The sequence below is a fragment of the Chitinophaga sp. CF418 genome (assembly GCF_900142925.1).
Classification (GTDB): domain Bacteria; phylum Bacteroidota; class Bacteroidia; order Chitinophagales; family Chitinophagaceae; genus Chitinophaga.
In genome coordinates this window covers 315,103-333,589 of the sequence record NZ_FRCN01000007.1, presented here as the reverse complement: position 1 = coordinate 333,589, position 18,487 = coordinate 315,103, and the positions used below count along the sequence as shown (strand labels likewise).

The following is an 18,487-nucleotide window of genomic DNA, read 5'->3' as shown; positions in this document are numbered from 1 at the left end:
TTATTGTGTGATCGGCTGTTGATACTTATACTCAAAGGTTTTTAAAACCTTTCCGTCATGATCTTTTATGACCTTTACCCTGCCCATCAGGTCATATTCATAGTAAGTTACTTGTCCTGAAGGATCAGTTTGTGTCGTCGGCCCTATCTGTGGGAGGTAGGTGTAAGTTGTCACCTGAGCGCTGGATCCGACCAGTCCGTTCCTTAACTTAGCAAGCTCCGTTCGAAGGGCGTTATCACTTGAAGGATTCTGTAAAATGCTATTATTGAGTGAAATGGCATTTACCGCCGCCTCCGTACTACCGCTAATTTTAGCTACTGGGTATTCGTTGTTGTATCCCCAGATATAAAGTTCCCTATAATCGTTTGTTTTACCCTGCTCCAGTAAGTTGCCGTAGTTATCATAACGATAATACAGAAGTCGAGTCTCCACACTGCCCAGACCTGAAACCAACTGAAAAGAGGACGGAGCAATATAACCGCTGAAAAAGCCATAGTTTGTCTTCTCTTTGGAAGATTGAATTCCACCTCGTGTAACCGTCTTTTCCAGGACGGTATTTATGATATTTCTGGCAATCATGCTATCATACACCGCAGAACCCGCAAAATGCTTTGGATATCGGTACAGTGTCACTACAGTCTGGTTTTCGCTGTTCACAAAATCTTCCTGAAGAAGCTGCAGGTTAGTAGAGTCATAGGTGTAGTTAGTCTTTACACCGATCTTCGCACCTGTATTCATGTCATAGGTAGTATCCGATACAGATTTAAGCGTCGGCCAGAATTGATAAACCTGATACATAAAACCCATAAAATCCCAGTTGGAATCCGGGCACCCATTAATAATAGTGTTATTGGATTTTCGCGTCCCGTACTTAGCCCCCCATACCCATCGATAGTTTGGAGAACCAGCTGTATTGTTGAAATTGTATTCGTTGGTTGTCGATTTAACAATGGATCCCGTGCTGGTAAACACCTTGTGCGTTAAGGGTAGACCTCTCAATTCCTCCTTGCTTGATTGAGGCACATAAGGATAACCGTTCCCCCCGTCGTCTTTAAAAACGGAGTATGTAAATTCTTCACTCCCATTTCCTCCGTTTTCACCATGCAGAACGATTACCTTCTCATAGCCGATAGGATTTCCCTGTGTAAATATCAACGGCAGAACAGAGGAAGCATGCCGGGTAAAATACATCCAGTCTCCCCCTTTTACCGTATTGCAATAGTAGGGGGTGTATTGATAATCCTCATATTTTGGAATACTGTAAAGATGCCCCGAAGAAACGCTATCATTTAATTGATATTGAAAACGCTTTACCTGATCATTATTATGGCTAATGCCATCATATAAGGTAATTCTCTTGATTCGGGTTCCACCTGCCATATACTTCAAAATGGAAGGCGATGAGTATTTTTTCCAATAATTGTAATTAGCATAGAAATATGCATTATACTGCGAGTTTTCCCTGCTTACTACCAGGTAATAGGTTTGGCCGGGTTGAAATGATACGGTTGTAACAGGAACCGTGTTCCCCTGAGAAGTACCTGCGCCAAAGATCTGCGTCCAGGACGAATTGTATATGAACACATCTGCCGGTGGATCAGATGGAATCGGCCCCGTAATACGATAGGTAACCGACACTTCGCTAGCCGATATATTTGAGGGCACCGTCAATACAAGGGTATCCTTAAAAATATTTGTACCACCAACAGTACTCACAGACAGTGTTGTGTCGCGATACAACGAGTCAGTACGCCAGGGTTTATATACCGATGACAGGCCCTCAAAGGAATAATCATTGGCCTCATAATCAAGCGTTACAGATCCTCCGGTTGGATATGTTATTGTTTTTAGTAACCCGATTTGCACATAATCGGAGTCAGGATTTCTATTTGCGCCCGAAAGAAAAAAAGACGAATTCTCCCCAAATGATGGGATTAGTGTCGTATTGTTTTTACCATTAAAGAATCCCCAATGATCCTGAGACATAGAATTCTTTTCAGGTAACAGATCGGGCGTATTGTAGACAAAACTATGCTTGACACTGTCGGCACCACCATATTCGACGAAGGAATTCAATAACATCCGCTTTTGTAAAACAGACGTATCAGAGGGATTGCTATTGGATTGATTAAAGGTAAATTTGCGGATCTGACTATAATTACCATTGATTTTGCTGTAAACATTCATCTCGCGGTACCGATAGTTATTTCCATCCGTATCGGTCCGGTCCTGCGTCACAACAAAATCTATTTTACCGGTTCCATACGTAACATTGCTTAACATGTATGGCGAAAAGGAATGGACCGAAAAGTCGTTTACTATTTTCTGTTGCTCAGCAAATCCTCCACCACAGGGATTGATAGGTTGTCCCGGCATCAGATTATATCTTGATTCTCCCGGAATCTTTTCAGTCTGTGAAAAGGGGCCTGTCAGCGTGTAATTGAAGTAAATGGTATCTTTCCGTGTGTTGGATATGATCTTACTTAAATACCATGCTGTATTACCGCTGACCGTGGTAGAATTATCAGAAGCATTATTGTCGGTAATATGGGTAGAAGTTTCGGCGACGCCGAATTCATAACGAGTTCCATCTTCTACAGTTACAATAAAACCTGCCGTCGCATTGCCGGTCACTTTCCATGCCTGGAAGGGAGAGAAGAAAGCCGTGCCGGTGCGATCAAAGAACATTTTTGCCGACCGGCCATCAAAACTGAGATTGTAGATATCGGGGGTTAACTCATATTTGCCTTCAGAAAGATCTTTCTTATTGCAATTCGTTAAAGTACCAAGCCAGGAAGTAGGGTTCGGTGTACTGTACAGTGGAAGGTTTAAAAATCCCGCCGAACCAGTGTATCCGGCTAAAGAACCTGCTTCATCCCTATTGCCAACTACAGACCTTGTTATTACACCTCCTGCAGTAAATGACCAGCCAAGTCCAATGGGACCAGCTTCCTCTTCTACACGGATAGCGGTGGCTGAATTATTGATCGCAATACGATGTGACAGACTACCAGCCTTGACCGTAAACAGTTCAAAACTTACCTGCGGTGTCCCGGTGTAAAACGACACCTGCAGATCCTTGATCTGAACGAATGAAGCTGCATTGTCAGATGGAGAATAAACCTTTGTAGGGGAAGTTAAATCGAAAGGAGTGCTTGTCTGTGCTTTTGCAATGAGGGTGATTAATATAAGAGCTATGGCAATAGCTCCTCCCAAATGGATTTTTGATTGCATTAGAATATAGGATTAAAATAAACTTTAGAAATTCCGACCGATCCGTATTTTGATCTTATCGGTTTGGGGCAACTGGCGCGCAGCTAAAAAATCGTATAGAACAATAATGGATTTCTTTTTGTATTTTTTTGATATGCCTAACAATCCGCTCTGCTGCCAGCCATTCCAGTTTTTCAGCTCTTCAAGATTCCTGAAAGAGGATGTCATGTTCCGTTCATATCCTCCACTGAAGAAAAAACTACCCTTTAATCTCCAATCAATGAATGACCTAAATCCTATTCCGCGGTGACTGAACGATATGTTTTCCCAACCCGATCCCGAACCCAACTTATAGGCTATTCCAATACCAAGAATTCCATTCTTATGAAATTTATAGCCGACCTGGCCGGCAACATCTGTAGTGGTAGGGAAATAACGGCTCGATTTCTGGAACTGGATATTGCCACCGAATTCGAGCCGGTTAAAAAAAGTTTTCGCTTTAAGGGGATTTGGCTTGAAGTCGGGCATTTCTGCGGCATCATTAAGCTGGGGAAACTTGGCCTTGAATTCATCAAATCTTGTCCTGGCTTCATTTAGCTGTGAACTCACAACCTGTGCGGCGCCCGGTGCGCTACCGATCTGGCGGCTAACCATTTGTTCCACAGCGGTACGAACTTGAAGACCTTCGAGATTCCGCTCTACGTTATAGTTACTTCCGAGATTGAACAAACCGGCAATCGCAGAATTACGGGTAATAAATTCCTGATAAGCGGGCATCTTTCCCAATATTTCCATTGCCTTTCGTTGAAGCTTGCTTTTATCGTTCAACATTTCACGATATTCCCTTATCCTTTCACCGTAGTAATAAACTTCCTTCGACAACTTTGAATATTCCTTTAAAAAGCCCAATTTCTTTAGCTCATTGGCCCTGTCCCTGACAAGGGCTTTAAGGCGCTCGGCTTCCAGAAATTTGTCCTGAAAGTCATTTACGGCCTGATTAGCACCTGCCCAATCATTGTTGAGAGATCCCGTCAGTCTCTGTCCTTGTGCAAGGAATCTGGCTGTCAGAACCAGGGAATCAAGATTTCCATTAAGCAACTGCTGTGCATGCACTTTAGAAAGTACAGTACTTTTAAAGTTCGAAACATCATTTAAACTATTCATCATGGAAACGCTACGATCACTTAACTGTGCAGTGCTTTTGCCACCCTTTGCAATACTGGCTTCTATCTTCTTCCACCGTTTCAAGACCCTGCCTGTGTTGTGGTCAACCAGAGCGCTAACTTTTCGGGATTTATCTCTTATTTGTTTTGCAAGCTTTTCCTGCATCGGCACGGCAAGAACATTCGTATCCGATACTTCACTTACCATACGACATTCACAGTCCTGAACAAACGGGAAATAGCTCATTGGGGAAACAATCGGATGTAACCGATCCGCTCTATCGGCACACACAAACGCAACGGAACAATCCCCTCGCGCAAACACGTAAATACTCCCCAATGGAAGGAGAAAAGAAAGGAGTAAAGTTTTTCTCATTGGACATATTTATGGGATTACTTAAAAAAAGAGAAGGGCATATATTAGAGTATTGCTCCTTCATAAGTACTAAGGGTAACTGAAAAAAAGTATAAGGTTGCCTTTCAACTCAAAAGGCAATATGGGGTACAATTAATAAGTCACGTTTGGTTGTTAATGTAACACATGAATTAGTTGAAACCCAGAGTGAAGTAAATTTAATTAGGGGATTTTTATTTTTAGTTAATAGCTTGTTAACGGTTCAAAATAAACGAATTAGTCATTATTCACATGCTTATAACCGCTAATATTTCTGCATGCACTAAACCAACGTACCTATAGGATTGCACAAACGTTTAATGAGTTAAGCGAAGCTCAGAATAACTATATCAAGGCATGGTGTGAACAATTTTTAGACACCAAGAATATAGAAACGTTAATCCTCAAGGAAAACGAAATGGTCAAAGTCCTGTTTTTTTTTTATTCAGCGCTACCACATCACTCAATGCCCCAACAAACTGCTTTCTTTTACATTGTATTGTGATTCAGCAAGACAGGCAAACGTGGATGACAGCGGCAGCATAGACATATTGATATCACACGTTCCTGCCGGCAGGGCGCCCTCCAATTTCCGTTACTTAGCCAGCACCGGCTTTTTATCCATCCCACTGCCGTAACGACATCCTACCGGTAATACCGAAAACTCCCCAATATACAAGATGTTGATTATCAGCTCCAAATATCTGACGAATGTATGTCAAAATGCTGAAATTTGAACGGCACCGGGTGCTCTTTAGCTTTATAGGCGTTATGTAAATTACAGTATTCCTTAACGTGAACACTATCCCCCTTCCTTCGCTCCAGTTCTGTTTCGAACACTTCCCTCGAACCCCAAAGGATGATGTCCCATTTCCCGAGAGAATATCCTTCAGTTCGCGCGTCGAAGAATATATTATTTCTTAAAATCCTACAAAATCCTTTTCCAAGATAAACCTCTTAAGTCTTTCAGTTATTTCCAGCCCCATGCCGACAGGTTTCAGCGGCTCACTCTGAGGTTGGGAAGTGTCAATAAACACCCGAATGATCGTAGAATAAAAAGGATGCACCTGCAACAATACGTACGCCTCGCCAGAGCCAGGGCGCTGCACAAAACGAAAAAATTAGAAATCAAATTAGAGCAGCCTCCACCGCCTAGCAAGGCGTAAGTGGACAAATGGAGCAATCTTTAAACTTCCTGGATTATTACGAACAATCATACACTGAAAATATCATCCGGTAATGTATTTATAAATTCCGCAGCCTAAACATGCCCAAAAACGCTGAGAATACTCATTAAAGTATATCTTTGCATACTGCACTGACAAAGGAACATCCCATATCTTTACATCAGTTGCAGGATAATTGTTTTCACCAAATATAATCTTATGGCGACAACGGTCTTACAAGCGTTCGAAGAGTTCCTTAGAATAGTCATTCGCATAGACCCTGAAGAAAATAAAAAGGCAAAAGCCAGCAAAGATGAGCTTTTAAGGCAAATCTTAAAACTCCCGGAAGATCCGCAGTTTCCCTTGCTATTTGACCATATACAGTATGGCTCCTATGCGCGAAAAACCAAAACCCGGCCATTAAACGATATAGACCTCATGATAGTCCTTGATGGGCAAGGCTCCAAATATGATATACAAATAACCCCGACACATATTAGCAATATCTTTGACTCTCCCCAATTGCGACAATTCACCAATGGCGACAATCGGGTCAATTCCATTAAGGTGATCAACACCTTTATAAAATATCTTAGCAAGGTGCCACTTTATAAAAAAGCAGACTTCAAAAAGAACGGCGAAGCAGCCGTACTAGAATTGCAATCGTATAATTGGGTTTACGATATAGTGCCCTGTTTTATTACCAAACCAGAGTACAATGGCCGAACGTACTTCTTAATACCCGATGCCAAAGGAGGCTGGAAAAAAACCGATCCACGAATAGATAAGGCAAGGGTAGAAAGCGTAAATGCAAGCCAAAAGGTAAGCATACTTGACGTTATCCGATTGGCAAAGTACTGGAATGCACGCAATACCATGGCAACTATGGAATCATATCTGATGGAAAACATGGTTCTGGATTTCTTTGATGGTAGAAGCCCCAATACTCTTCCTGATACGGTAAGGGGATGCTTTCTAAGAGTATTAGAGTACATCAAAATTGCCGTGCACAACACCGTAGCAGATCCCAAAGGCATACAAGGTAACCTCAATAACCTTAGCTTAGAAGAAAAAAGAAGCATTGCCGCACGCGCCGAAACAGATTTTGGCAGAGCCTACCAGGCCATGCAATTTGAGGTAAGCGCTCAGCACAACCTCGCAATCAATACCTGGAGGCAAATATTTGGAAACAATTTCCCAACTTATCCATAAATGAACAATATAAAAGAGTTGCAAAACCGACCTGAAAATATCAGGCTCCTTGCCGCTCAGCGGCAGTTGTATATTAAGGCAAAAAATGCCTTTGCTGTACAAGTAGTGCTAACAGTACTCTCAGTTGTCGTCCTTAACTTCTTAAAATTAATTCCGCAAGAGAAGATACCTTTTGATACCGCTTGGTTTGCGTTACTTGCCTCTGTAGTTGCCATCATAGATTTGTCAGTATTCATTGGATATATCTCCAACATGCGAACAAGAGCAGCAAAGATCCAAGAGCTATTTGATTGCAGGATTTATGGCTTGCAGTGGAATAAGTTTAATGCCGGAAGTCAACCTGAAAAAACGGATATAAAGAATAATGCAGATCAATATAGACCTAATCCCTACTCTCCCCTAAAAGATTGGTACAATATTGATCTAGATGGCCTGCCGCAGGAAAGCGCAATCATCGTGTGTCAGGAAATTAATCTGTATTACGATGGCCGGTTACGTGAAAAATTCAAGCAGCACTGCATCTGGGCGTTGGTAGGCTTAGGAGGGCTGTCCGTCCTAATCGGCTTTTCTGGAGAATTGACTGTACCCATCTTTTTCAAAGATTTGGTAGCACCATTGCTGCCAGCGCTCGCACTTACAATAAAAGTCTATACCGAAAACGTGAAGTCAGTAAAAGCATCTTCTGAACTGAAAATGGCAGTTAACACATTCCGACAAAATAACGCTGTGCCAACCATCGAGCAGCTTAGGCAGATACAAGATAAAATATACTGCAGCCGTAAAGATAGTGCACTTGTGCCAGAATGGTTTTATAACAAGAAACGGAAAGGGTTGGAAGAAGATATGCGAGTAACTGCTGGAAGAGATCAGTAGAAACCGTTAATCACACATTTTAACGTAGATCAGTCAAGAATTATGTCTGTAAAAGTAAGCCCAACATTTTCCTATTATATATAACATTCAATAATCACCTTTATGAGCGAAGCCGCCAAACAGGGAAGGGCGAAATACAGATAGAAATAGCAACAATGTCTTTATTACCCTTAACAATAAGCAACCTTCAGTATTAATTGCAACTTGTTCGCTCGAAACCAAAATAAACAGATCATATCATGCCCGTAAATAACTATTCACTACTATCGCTTTTTTATTCAGTTGATCTTACCCTTAATAATACTGATCCTTCAAATCATTTATTTGAAGATTTCATAATGCTCTTTATTTCAGATCAAGATGTAGGCTTAGAAAGCTATAAAATTAAGATACAGTCCGTCCAACAAAACACAGAGGCTTTTCGTCAAAAATTGACTGCATTTATAGAGTATTATAAGGAACACGATCTAAGATTTCACCGCCTACTGAGCTATTTCCAGAAACTTAAAGAGAACGAACATTTCATCCTATGGCCTACAGATGATCTATCACCTGAGAAACGTAACGAATTGCATCTTATCCTGACATCTCTCGAAGAGAGCCTAGACTATAAGGTAATAAGCAGGGAACATAATGAACTTTTTGCCTCTCTCCTTGAGGCTTACCATTTAATGGCATTTGGAGAGCTTACTAAAGAGGGAATTGGTGAAAAGAATAAGGAGATGCGCGTATGCCGCTTCTGTGGCAAGAAGAGGCCAACGGTATCGTTTAAAAATGTTGCCCACGCGATATCAGAATCTCTCGGCAACAAAAAAATAATACTACATGAGGAATGTGACGAATGCAACGAGCGATTTGGATCTGCCTCGGGGATTGAAAAAAGTTTGATTTCCTATTTAAAGATATACGGGAGTTACTTTGGTGTCAAGGGAAAATCGGGTGTTGCAAAGTTCAAAGGAAGAAATTTCACGCTAACTAATGAGGGTATCATCAAGCTCGATCATTTTTTAAGAAAAGGAGAAAAGCCTCATGATACGAGTTTTCGCCTGGAGACCTATGAGAAAATCGTGGCGCAGGATATCTATCGCACACTATGCAAATATGCTCTGAGCGTCATTGATAGTTCTGTCCTTATAAATCTTCGGGATACCGTCCGATGGATAAACAGGGAATATAATCTTGATCGCCTACCGAAAGTTGGCCTATTGAAATCCTATGAGCGGTTTACCAAGCATCCTTCAATTTTGATCTACCAAAGGAAAAATATGGATACAACCTTACCCTTCCTAGTGGGCGAATTGCATTATACGTTCCTCATTATCGTGTATATCATTCCCTTGGCCGCTGGCGACGTCAATTTTACAGATGAAATATCATATGGGCGGTTTTGGCAATTTTTCAAACATTACAGCAGAAGCGAAGGGTGGCAGTTTTTGAATCTATCAGATCAAAAGGAAAAAGACCTTACCATTAATCTGAATTTTGATATCAAGGGGGAAAATATCAAATCAGATTGAGGTTGCCAGCTTAGGGTGGATGCACCGTATTATGTCTGGCCGCCATCCTGGCCCTCTGGATAATTTAGAGGGCGTTTATCATACGAACCTAAAATATGCGAGTTATAATAAAACGGCTTTTAAGCTAACCAACTTGTATAATGGCATGAAAAATCCAGGATTCCTGCCAGCATGGAAAATATAATGGTAATAGGAGCAATGCCGGAAGTAATGAAGAAGGAATGGATAGTTAATAAATGCTGTCTATTGCAGAAAAAAAAATGAGCCCGTAATTCAATCAATGAAAAATCATTCGGGATTGGGTTTTGATAAAATTATAGAATTACAATGTATCCCAAAATACTGGGCTGTTTACTAATGCTTCTATCATCGTAGGCTTCCAGTGATTTAGACCCAATACCGCACGATCGGCAGCACAGCTTTCCAATGTACTAGAAATCAAACTGTCCTCACTTTCACCACAATTCCGTCTTGGCCTAATAGCGTTTTGGAATTCAGTTAAATGCTTAATAGCACCCTCCCTCATTCGATCCGTTAAATGCAGTGCCCCGAAATGTCGGAGTATCAGCGAATATACATCATAACTCATTCCAGGGGAATACCTTAGCATGTATCGAAAATCGATCTCGCCATAATCATCTAAAAAAACATCAACTTCCAGATATTTTATATCGGGAAGCTGATCAATATACAGATTTATGAGGTTTTTATTAAGGCCAGTCCGCCAGCGCTCACCTTTGATTTGATTACAAGTATTGCAAGCTAGCAGTAGATTTTTTGGATGAATTGCAAACTCAGGAAACTCTTCTTTGCCAACTATATGGTCCCAGGTCTTAGATGTTTCAAGTGTGCAGTATTGACAGGTATATCTTATTGATCTATGTTGCAATTCCTGTAAGCGTTTACGAATCTGAGCTAAAACTGGACTTTTGGAATAGTACAAACTTAAAAGCGGATCCTTTATAGTATCATGAATACCATCAACAGCTAAGTGTTCAAGTTCATTTCTTAAAAACAGGCTGTCATAGTTCTGAAATTTCGGCTTGATAGTAGGATATGCAGCCCTCAAAGCGGCCTGTGAAATCCGGTCGGACTTGCCATCTACTGCTGTAGTGAATACAGGAAAACTATCTTCAGGATAAGGGTTAAGGTTCCTCATGCTTGTTTAAACAGATTTTTTAAATGGAGACGGATATTCAGGCTGACCGGCAATTTATTTTCTTCTTCTAGCATTGCAATAATATCTGGGTAGTTATGGCCGCTATCAACCAGTTCCCGAAGCAAATTCAGATGATCTTTGTCAATATCTCTATTGTCAAATATATCCTCTGTAATGACAGTCAGGTTTTCACCATAAGTTTCTTTATCCATTTCACGTAGTTCAATATCATTCGCAATCCGATTAAGTACATAAACATTCCTCGACTGAATACATTGCACTACCAAAGGACTGTGGGTTGCTATAATACAAAACGATTTGAAACGTTTGACCAAACCCAATATGCTATTCATCAGCTGAGAAATAGCATTTGGATGTAAGTGCGTTTCTGGTTCATCATATAAAATTAGGCTGTTATCTCTGATTTGAGCAAGCATTTCAGTTAATACATAAATAAGTATATGTTGGCCGGAACTTAGCATATCAAGCACAGCCATCATTTTTTCCGGTTGAAAATTAAATTGACCTTGTGTATTATAAAACATTAATCCCAGAATATCTTTCGATATAAAGTTATTTAGAATTTCATACCATTCACTTAATATTGAACGTTGAAGGATATCCTGAGCTGAGTTTATTAGTCTGGTTCTTAGCTCCTGGTCCGTTAAATGTTCAGTTCTATTCTTTTTTAGCCCACAATAGACATAGTTAAAAGCACTGTTGCCCTGCTGTATTTCAAATTTATCAAATATGCTATATGACAAAGTAAAAATCTTGCTATATAAGGGCTTAAATGGTCCGATATTCTTTGGACGTTCTAATGAAAGTTCATTCGCAATTCCCGAAAGAACACGAGTTTTTCCAGTACCATTTTTCCCAATGAGAACATAGATACGGTGCTCTATATCCAGTTCATCCCCATAAATAAAATTAAAATCAATATCAATCCCGCTTTGTGCATATGGCGGTTTAAAATCATATCGGAATCTGAATGCATCATTCATTTCAATTCCTGAAAGTTTGAACCTTATTTCCCTCCACAACTTTTCATCATGGTTTTCGCGTATCAGCGATTTCTTGAAAATATATGTACCCTCAAAACGTTCTGCAATCCGGGGAAATATACCCGCATCCCTTAAAGCGTGCAAAATGCTGAAATAACTATTAGGAAACTTAGATTTTAAGGTCATGTAGTAATCTTCGTCAGCGCAAAAAGAACAAAAGTCTCGAGGTAATGAATCGAAAGAATCTGGCAATTTCGGCCAGATTTGTTTTTCCATATCAAGCGACATTATTTTTGGTACTCCTATATCTTCTGGATGTCCGGCACTTTCGTAATAATGAAGAATGACTGATGTTTTATAAGTAAAATCGTCCCAATTACTATACGTGAGTATAAAACAAGGATAAGTTTTGGGTTCAGTAGTCGATTTATAGAATTTTATCGAATTCGCTGACAGATATATTGGAAGATCAGATACTTTATTTTCTTCCATAAGTTTGTATACCGGCAAGTTTTCGAAATAGGTGGTAATAGCAAGTTTATACCCGGAATCTTTCAACTCCTTATTAATCCGCCCTACATTGTCCTCAATAAACCTGATATCTTTTCGAATCTCCGGATCTACAAATGCTTCGACAAATTTCATAAAGACATCATCTGCACCTGAAAGTAAATTTAACCTTTCAATGAAAATGTAATCGATATCCCAATCCTGGTTGTTAATAATGTGTTGTTTAAAATCTCCATACGCATCTTTATAACGGGAATCCAGAGAGGGCAACTCACGCAACTCCCAGACCTTATTGATTACAGCAAATCCTTCATCGTCTTGAATGAAATTTCCTGGGGTAACTAATTGTTCGTATAGCTTTCTCTTAACCGGTAAACTTAACATACAATATTCTTAAATACGATTGGGCAAATAAAGATACCAAATCAAATCTATAGTAAAATTATTAATGCCGGTTCACTTGCACTTATATGGTGTTTTAGTAATATGTACTGAAATATCCTTGGGATCAACTAACAAGGTCGTTAGCAAAAAGAGTACTTATATTTTCTGCTTTCTTACCCGAAACTTCCTTAACATCTTTATAGACTCCATAAACGGTTGCAACGCCTCTGTAGAAATCAGGGAAAGTAGTTCACTGGGATATGCATAACAGAGCTGATAAAGTTTGATTTCGGCATCTGCGGGCATTTGATAAGAGTGAGAGGAAAGAAACCAATACTGTTGACAACATTATGTTTATCCTTCAGCCCCTGTAGGCTCCGAGGACCAAAGGAGCGGAAATAGTACTCAGTTTTGGTCAGTAGCTTGGATCATTCGATTAAATTTCCCCCTTAGTCGCCGGTTAGAAGACATGCCAACGAAAATTGGCAACACTGGCAAGGAGAAATAAACGTATCAGTATAGCTGATCGAAACAGCGAAAATCCCTTCGGATTTGGCTGAGAGGTATCGATCACTTGAGGAGACGAAAATTTTAAAGACAGAAAACCATAAAAAATACAAACTAGTTGGTATTGTCATTGGGACATAATTTAAGCATCTTTTTTACTAAAGTTTTAGCAAACTTGAAGGATCGACATCGGGAACGGTAGGTAACAGGGGAAGAGTATATTGTTAATTTTCGAATCCTCAGGCGCCCTTAAGGGACATAATGCTGCCCCGTAGGTCTTGCAAGGATCCCTAAAATATTTATGGCAGCCCAAGTCAAACTCCAAAATAAATTCCTCACTTTAAAAATTTAAGACCCTGGACCAAGATTTAGAAAAACTGCTAAAAGATAAAACTGAAGAGTTGACTAAAAACTTTGAAGCTAAGGTTAATCAAATTTTAGACGACGGTCAAGGAGAAATTGATCAAATCAATGAGGACATTGAAGATCCTAGTACTGTTGAAACAGCTGTAAAGGTAAAATTTGATATTGAATGGGGAATGACATCAATAAAATTCGACGTGCCAAAGCTTCGTAAGCGTAGAGAAGATGTTTCTTTCGACGTGCCTGAACTTCATACGGACTTAGAAGAAATTAAATTCAAAGTTCCTGCAACAAGAATGGTTGAGAAATGCGTTACAAAAGCGCCTAAAGTAATTAAAGTATTTCCCAAGCCTAAAATTGAGATGGTGTGTATCAATGTTTCTATTCCCGAAGTATATATGAAGGATGTATCAATAAAACTGGACATGCCTAAAATACGAAAAAGGCGTATTGCCGTTAAGTTTAACATTCCCGAAGTGCATATGGACAGGATTGAAATTAAAACTAAAGTACCCAAAATACACGTAAAAAATGTCAATGCCGAAATCGAAGAAAAGAAACGGAGAATTGAGGACGTTTCAACTCGGATAAGTAACCGTATAGAACGAGAAAGCCAAGACCTTCAAAATACAATGCAAGAAGAGTTAGTAACAACAACTAGCCAGCACTTCGATAATGAAAGGAAAACTAATCTTGACGAGCGCAAACAGGTTGAAGAAGCTTACAATCAAAAAATCTCAGAATATAAAAGAGCAATTAACACTCTTAAAGAAAATAAAGCTGTTGACCACGTCGCTACTCTTGAAGCAGACTTAGAAATGACAGGAGACTGTAAAATTCCCTGTGTTAATGGCCTATGGTGGTGAATTATATCAATAGGCCCCAAAACCGGGGAAGGCGCTGCTGCCGCGCCATTCCCCCTTCCCCATCCCGGCAGGGTTTCAAACAATGGGGAAGGAGTTTACACAAAATATTTTACACTCCCAATGACAGTCAAAGAGTATGAACAAAATCTAAAAATGTTTGACAGTAAGCTTGCCGAGATATCTATGTTACAAACTCAAGTTCTCGCTTATATGAAAATATCTAATGCTGCTTGACTTTGGGCTATACACGACAAATGTATTTGCAAAAGGAGATCTGGATATCGTAATATCGACTATTTACGAGCATCAGTAGGGGATCCGTCATGACTTTGATCGTCGATTGTACAAGGCAAGGCAGACAATTAATACCTTGCTTTCACAAATCTCCAAAATTCTTATAAAAAAAATTGTAGTTTACCCGTGACTAAAAACTATATTTGTCTTGACAGATCGTTAGACGAACGAAAGCGAACAAATTCGGCAATTGTTAAGTCATCTTATTATTTGACAGCAATTTGACTAAAGATATTTATAACTAATTAGATATCAGATCCAGGTTAATTCCTGTTCTGGGCACTAAAGCGGAAAGGTCGGAGTATTCTCCGACCTTTTGCTTTTAATATTGTCAAGGTTTGCTCTGGGGCTGGTTATTAGTTCGAGGAGGGCGTTCGTTGCCGTGGTTCGAAATTCTCTAGCTGCCTAATATTGAGTAATGAACCTGAGATGTCCTATGCAGCTATATCATCTGTTCTCCCACTCTTGATGTGATCTTCTCTATTTAATTGTATAACTCTGAAATCGAATCCTAGTGCTGTAATTTCCTTGATAAGCTCTAGCAAGGAATACTTCGCAATATTAGACCCAAAGGAAACAAGATTGTCTTTCAGACTTCTTCGTTCTTCACTAAGATCTACAAATGCGAGACAGAAACAGATTTGCCTAGTCTTCTTCCCATTAAAAATCTCTGATAGTCCATTATCAGGGAATTTTTGCGTTGCAAGTAACCGTCTCAATGGACTATTGCTATTTTTACCTGCTTTAGTCATGCTTTCTAATTTCTTGATATAAGTAAACCCTGAGTTAATATCATTCTCTAATCTTTTAGCAGCCATTAATACCTGTGCTGCTAAGTCTCTTATCATATTATTGAACCCCTTTTTTACATGAATTAAGCAAACCATCTCAGCACTATACTTCAGAATATCGCATGCTTCAATATTGTCGGGAACAACAGTATCAAACACAAGAGTTCCCGGAGCTCCAATGAATGACAAATTGTATTCCGCTTCTCTCTTCATACGATCAAATGCGTTAGTCAGAATTTTATCGTCCCAATGTTGCTCGAGTAAAGGACTCAATTCATCATTTAAATCCTTTATAAATCTAGGACTAACTCGATACCATTCTCCGTCTATTATAAAATATGTTCTCCCCTCAAAGTTCACCTCTCCGTGTAAGTGGCTTTCTATTGTTCCACGTGTCAAGACTTTGCCATCTGCATCAATACTTTCGATGATTAACTTTAGCACAGAATGTTTAAATTCAAAGGCATCATTACATAAAATCCGATCCTTTTTCTTAAGTTTTCTTTGTATATCTTTAAAAGTAGGACGAAAATCAAAATCAATGCTCTCATCAACTAAACAGATTTTATAATACACAGCATTAAGATATTTATCCAGCTCTTTATTTGTAAAATCAAAATCTGGCTCCAAATCATTTAAATAGCTATTATATAATATTTGTAGGCGCGTTTCTTCCAACTGAGCAATTAACGAAAACATTTTTTTTCTTGATATTAGTTCTACACTATTTATAGAAAAATTCGCTGGCCTATCTAATAATATATCAAAACGTTTGATGATTCTAAAGAATTCATTTTCTCCCAAACTTTTGTTTATCCGGAAGGAAGATTTAGCAAGGCAGCCGGCAACTTCTCTCTTTAACTCAGCAGCCTTAAAGCCCAGTACAGACACTAGAAGTTTTTTATCTAGTTGCGCACTCATCTCTTTATAAATCTGTCCAAACTGTGTTTCCTCAGCTAATCTACGATCCGCTCGGAATTGCTTAGTTTGACCTAGTAATATTCCCGTAATTCGTCTATGTTGTAGAGATTTTATTACAGGACTATTCTTTTCAATTAACCGCGTAATTATATCCATTCCAAACGTTTGAGAAACATAGGGGTCTATTTCGAAAGAACCTGCACCTCCTGTAACCGCAAAAACCTTATTATTATAGCTAACAAATAATAAAAAAGAATGCGATAGTATTAAGCATTTATTGATGGAACTATCTTGCGCAACAAAATTGCTTATAAATGGTCTCCATCTTGGCTTAGATTGCTTTGTAGCATGGAATACTCTAATTGCAAACTCCCCAAAATCATTACCTTGTAGCATCTGTTCTATATATCTTTCCAACCCTCCATTTATAGTATGCATAATTTTGTCAACAACATCATCGAAACTCTCCTCCGCAGTTAAATGTTCAGCTATGAGGTAAAACGTAACAGGCATTGTCTTCTTCTCTGACATGACCACTAATTTATTCGGTTAATAATTAAATCAAAATCTAGCAAGGCATTGGGTAGCATTCGATCTTGATCAAAAGAGTGGGAAATCATTAGTTTAGTAACAGGAAGCAATGGACAAGCATATAACATCAGATATGACGATTAATGCTGGAATCACCAAGGTCTTGCAATTATACGTTTTAACTCACTTCCAATCGTTAATTCGATGTTAACGACAGTCTTTCAGAAGAATTAACTTAATGAAAATCAGCACTATTGGATTCCGGGTAGAGCGGATCGTTACCTCCCCGCTCCCCCACAGGTAGGGTCGAGCTGTGGCGTATTAGGTTTTCACCCATGTTTCCACCGCCCGCCTCGTCAAACGCAGCATGCGCATTTAACGCGCTGCGCTTTCCTAATGATTTCTCATCGAGGTTTATAGCCTATCATGCTGGATATACAATCAGCTGAACGCAGACCAAGTCAAAAGTTATAAAATATAACTAAAACTCCATATCTTTATCAAATAGTATACAGATACTTATCTGTTTTTTACCACAAATTGTTCGTATTTAATTATTAGAAACTATCCTGGTCCTTGTATCGAAATGAAAGCTAAGCACGGGAAACTATTGGTGGATGTTCTCTTGTTGATGATAACATATACAGGATCATATGCTTTGTCTAAGCCAGATCCGAATACCGATCAGCTTCATAAACAATTGTATCACATAGCGTTTTCAGAAATGAGTCAGATGCTATCCGGAGGAAAGCCTGTTAACTTTAAAAAAGCGGTTTTCCTGATGGAGAATGCATATTTGAATGGAGCCTGGTCTTATGAGCAGTTTAACACCAAAGTATCCGGGATTGCGTTTAAACTTAGGCAGATGATAGGGAAAAGACACCTGGAGAGATTTCATACTGCTGGCAACTGGGCTGCGTTCACCTATATGACGGATTCTATTCAAGAGAATAATTTCATTCCGTTTACTTACGATTTTGATCATTTTTTGTCGGATAAGGATCCTACCGTGGGATTTGTAACGAAGTTGTTACAAACTAATAAGGGGAATTGTAATTCATTGCCTTTTCTTTATAAGATACTTGTGGAGGAAATAGGTGCTTCGGGGTTTCTTGCTTTAGCGCCTATTCATTGTTATATTAAGCATAAAGATGAACAAGGCAAGTGGGTGAATCTTGAAATGACAAGTGGCAGTTTTGCGAGGGATGAATGGATTATGCAGGAAACTGGGGTGACAGTAGAGCAGATCAAGTCTGGCATCTATATGAATGCATTAACCCAAAAAGAATCAATAGCACTGGTAATGAAGGAACTGGCAGCTAATTATCAGTTTCAGTTTGGTATTGAAGATTTTGATTTGACTGTTTGTGACACGGCGCTACACTACTTTCCTTCATCAGTTAATCTACTAATGGTGAAATATGAGCATTACCGGTCGCTATTACTGCAAGCTAAAAAGCAGGGGCAGCGAGATCAGGAAGCGCAGGCGTATCAAATGCTGAAAACGATTGATAAGAAATTGATAGAGTTGGCTTATAGAAGTTCACCGAAAGATGAGTATAAGAACTGGGTAAAGCAGAATAAAATGAGTAAGAAATAATTAAGAATCATAAAACCGC

The 18,487-nt window shown here is 39.3% G+C and carries 10 protein-coding genes; 5 read left to right on the top strand and 5 right to left on the bottom strand.

All coding sequences use genetic code 11. From position 1 onward, the window contains the following. Both F3I09_RS17510 and F3I09_RS17505 read right to left on the bottom strand, forming a co-directional pair. Complete coding sequence (locus F3I09_RS17510) at positions 1 to 3,234, bottom strand: hypothetical protein (RefSeq protein WP_149696320.1); 3,234 nt, start codon at positions 3,232 to 3,234, stop codon at positions 1 to 3. A gap of 24 nt (positions 3,235 to 3,258) precedes the next feature. Then, on the bottom strand, positions 3,259 to 4,752 hold the full coding sequence (locus tag F3I09_RS17505) for a hypothetical protein (RefSeq protein WP_149696319.1): 1,494 nt from the start codon (positions 4,750 to 4,752) through the stop codon (positions 3,259 to 3,261). 1,403 nt (positions 4,753 to 6,155) lie between these two features. Here F3I09_RS17505 and F3I09_RS17500 point away from each other — a divergent pair. From F3I09_RS17500 to F3I09_RS17490, 3 genes are all read left to right on the top strand, one after another. Beyond that, positions 6,156 to 7,148, top strand: a complete 993-nt coding sequence (locus F3I09_RS17500; protein ID WP_149696318.1) for a nucleotidyltransferase — start codon at positions 6,156 to 6,158, stop codon at positions 7,146 to 7,148. Continuing rightward, positions 7,149 to 8,021: an S-4TM family putative pore-forming effector gene (locus tag F3I09_RS17495; RefSeq protein ID WP_149696317.1), complete on the top strand. Its 873-nt coding sequence runs from the start codon at positions 7,149 to 7,151 to the stop codon at positions 8,019 to 8,021. A 239-nt stretch (positions 8,022 to 8,260) separates the two neighbouring features. After that, positions 8,261 to 9,538 (top strand): HNH endonuclease, encoded by a 1,278-nt coding sequence (locus F3I09_RS17490; RefSeq protein WP_149696316.1) that lies wholly within the window; start codon positions 8,261 to 8,263, stop codon positions 9,536 to 9,538. A 322-nt stretch (positions 9,539 to 9,860) separates the two neighbouring features. Here the strand turns inward: F3I09_RS17490 and F3I09_RS17485 are convergent, their stop codons facing one another. Both F3I09_RS17485 and F3I09_RS17480 read right to left on the bottom strand, forming a co-directional pair. Then, positions 9,861 to 10,697: an HNH endonuclease gene (locus tag F3I09_RS17485; RefSeq protein ID WP_149696315.1), complete on the bottom strand. Its 837-nt coding sequence runs from the start codon at positions 10,695 to 10,697 to the stop codon at positions 9,861 to 9,863. Further along, on the bottom strand, positions 10,694 to 12,595 hold the full coding sequence (locus tag F3I09_RS17480) for an AAA family ATPase (RefSeq protein ID WP_149696314.1): 1,902 nt from the start codon (positions 12,593 to 12,595) through the stop codon (positions 10,694 to 10,696). The genes F3I09_RS17485 and F3I09_RS17480 overlap by 4 nt, the downstream gene beginning before the upstream one ends. A 908-nt stretch (positions 12,596 to 13,503) precedes the next feature. Between F3I09_RS17480 and F3I09_RS17475 the strand changes: the two genes are divergently transcribed. Continuing rightward, entirely contained in the window at positions 13,504 to 14,331 is an 828-nt protein-coding gene (locus F3I09_RS17475; protein WP_149696313.1) for a hypothetical protein, read from the top strand. Positions 14,332 to 15,059: 728 nt separating this feature from the next. On the opposite strand, the gene F3I09_RS17470 is transcribed toward F3I09_RS17475, so the two are convergent. Then, the gene (locus F3I09_RS17470) at positions 15,060 to 16,868 is read right to left on the bottom strand and encodes a DUF6119 family protein (protein ID WP_149696312.1); all 1,809 of its coding nucleotides are present in this window, start codon (positions 16,866 to 16,868) and stop codon (positions 15,060 to 15,062) included. 586 nt (positions 16,869 to 17,454) lie between these two features. On the opposite strand from F3I09_RS17470, the gene F3I09_RS17465 reads away from it, so the two are divergent. Further along, complete coding sequence (locus tag F3I09_RS17465) at positions 17,455 to 18,468, top strand: hypothetical protein (protein ID WP_149696311.1); 1,014 nt, start codon at positions 17,455 to 17,457, stop codon at positions 18,466 to 18,468. Positions 18,469 to 18,487 lie beyond the last annotated feature (19 nt).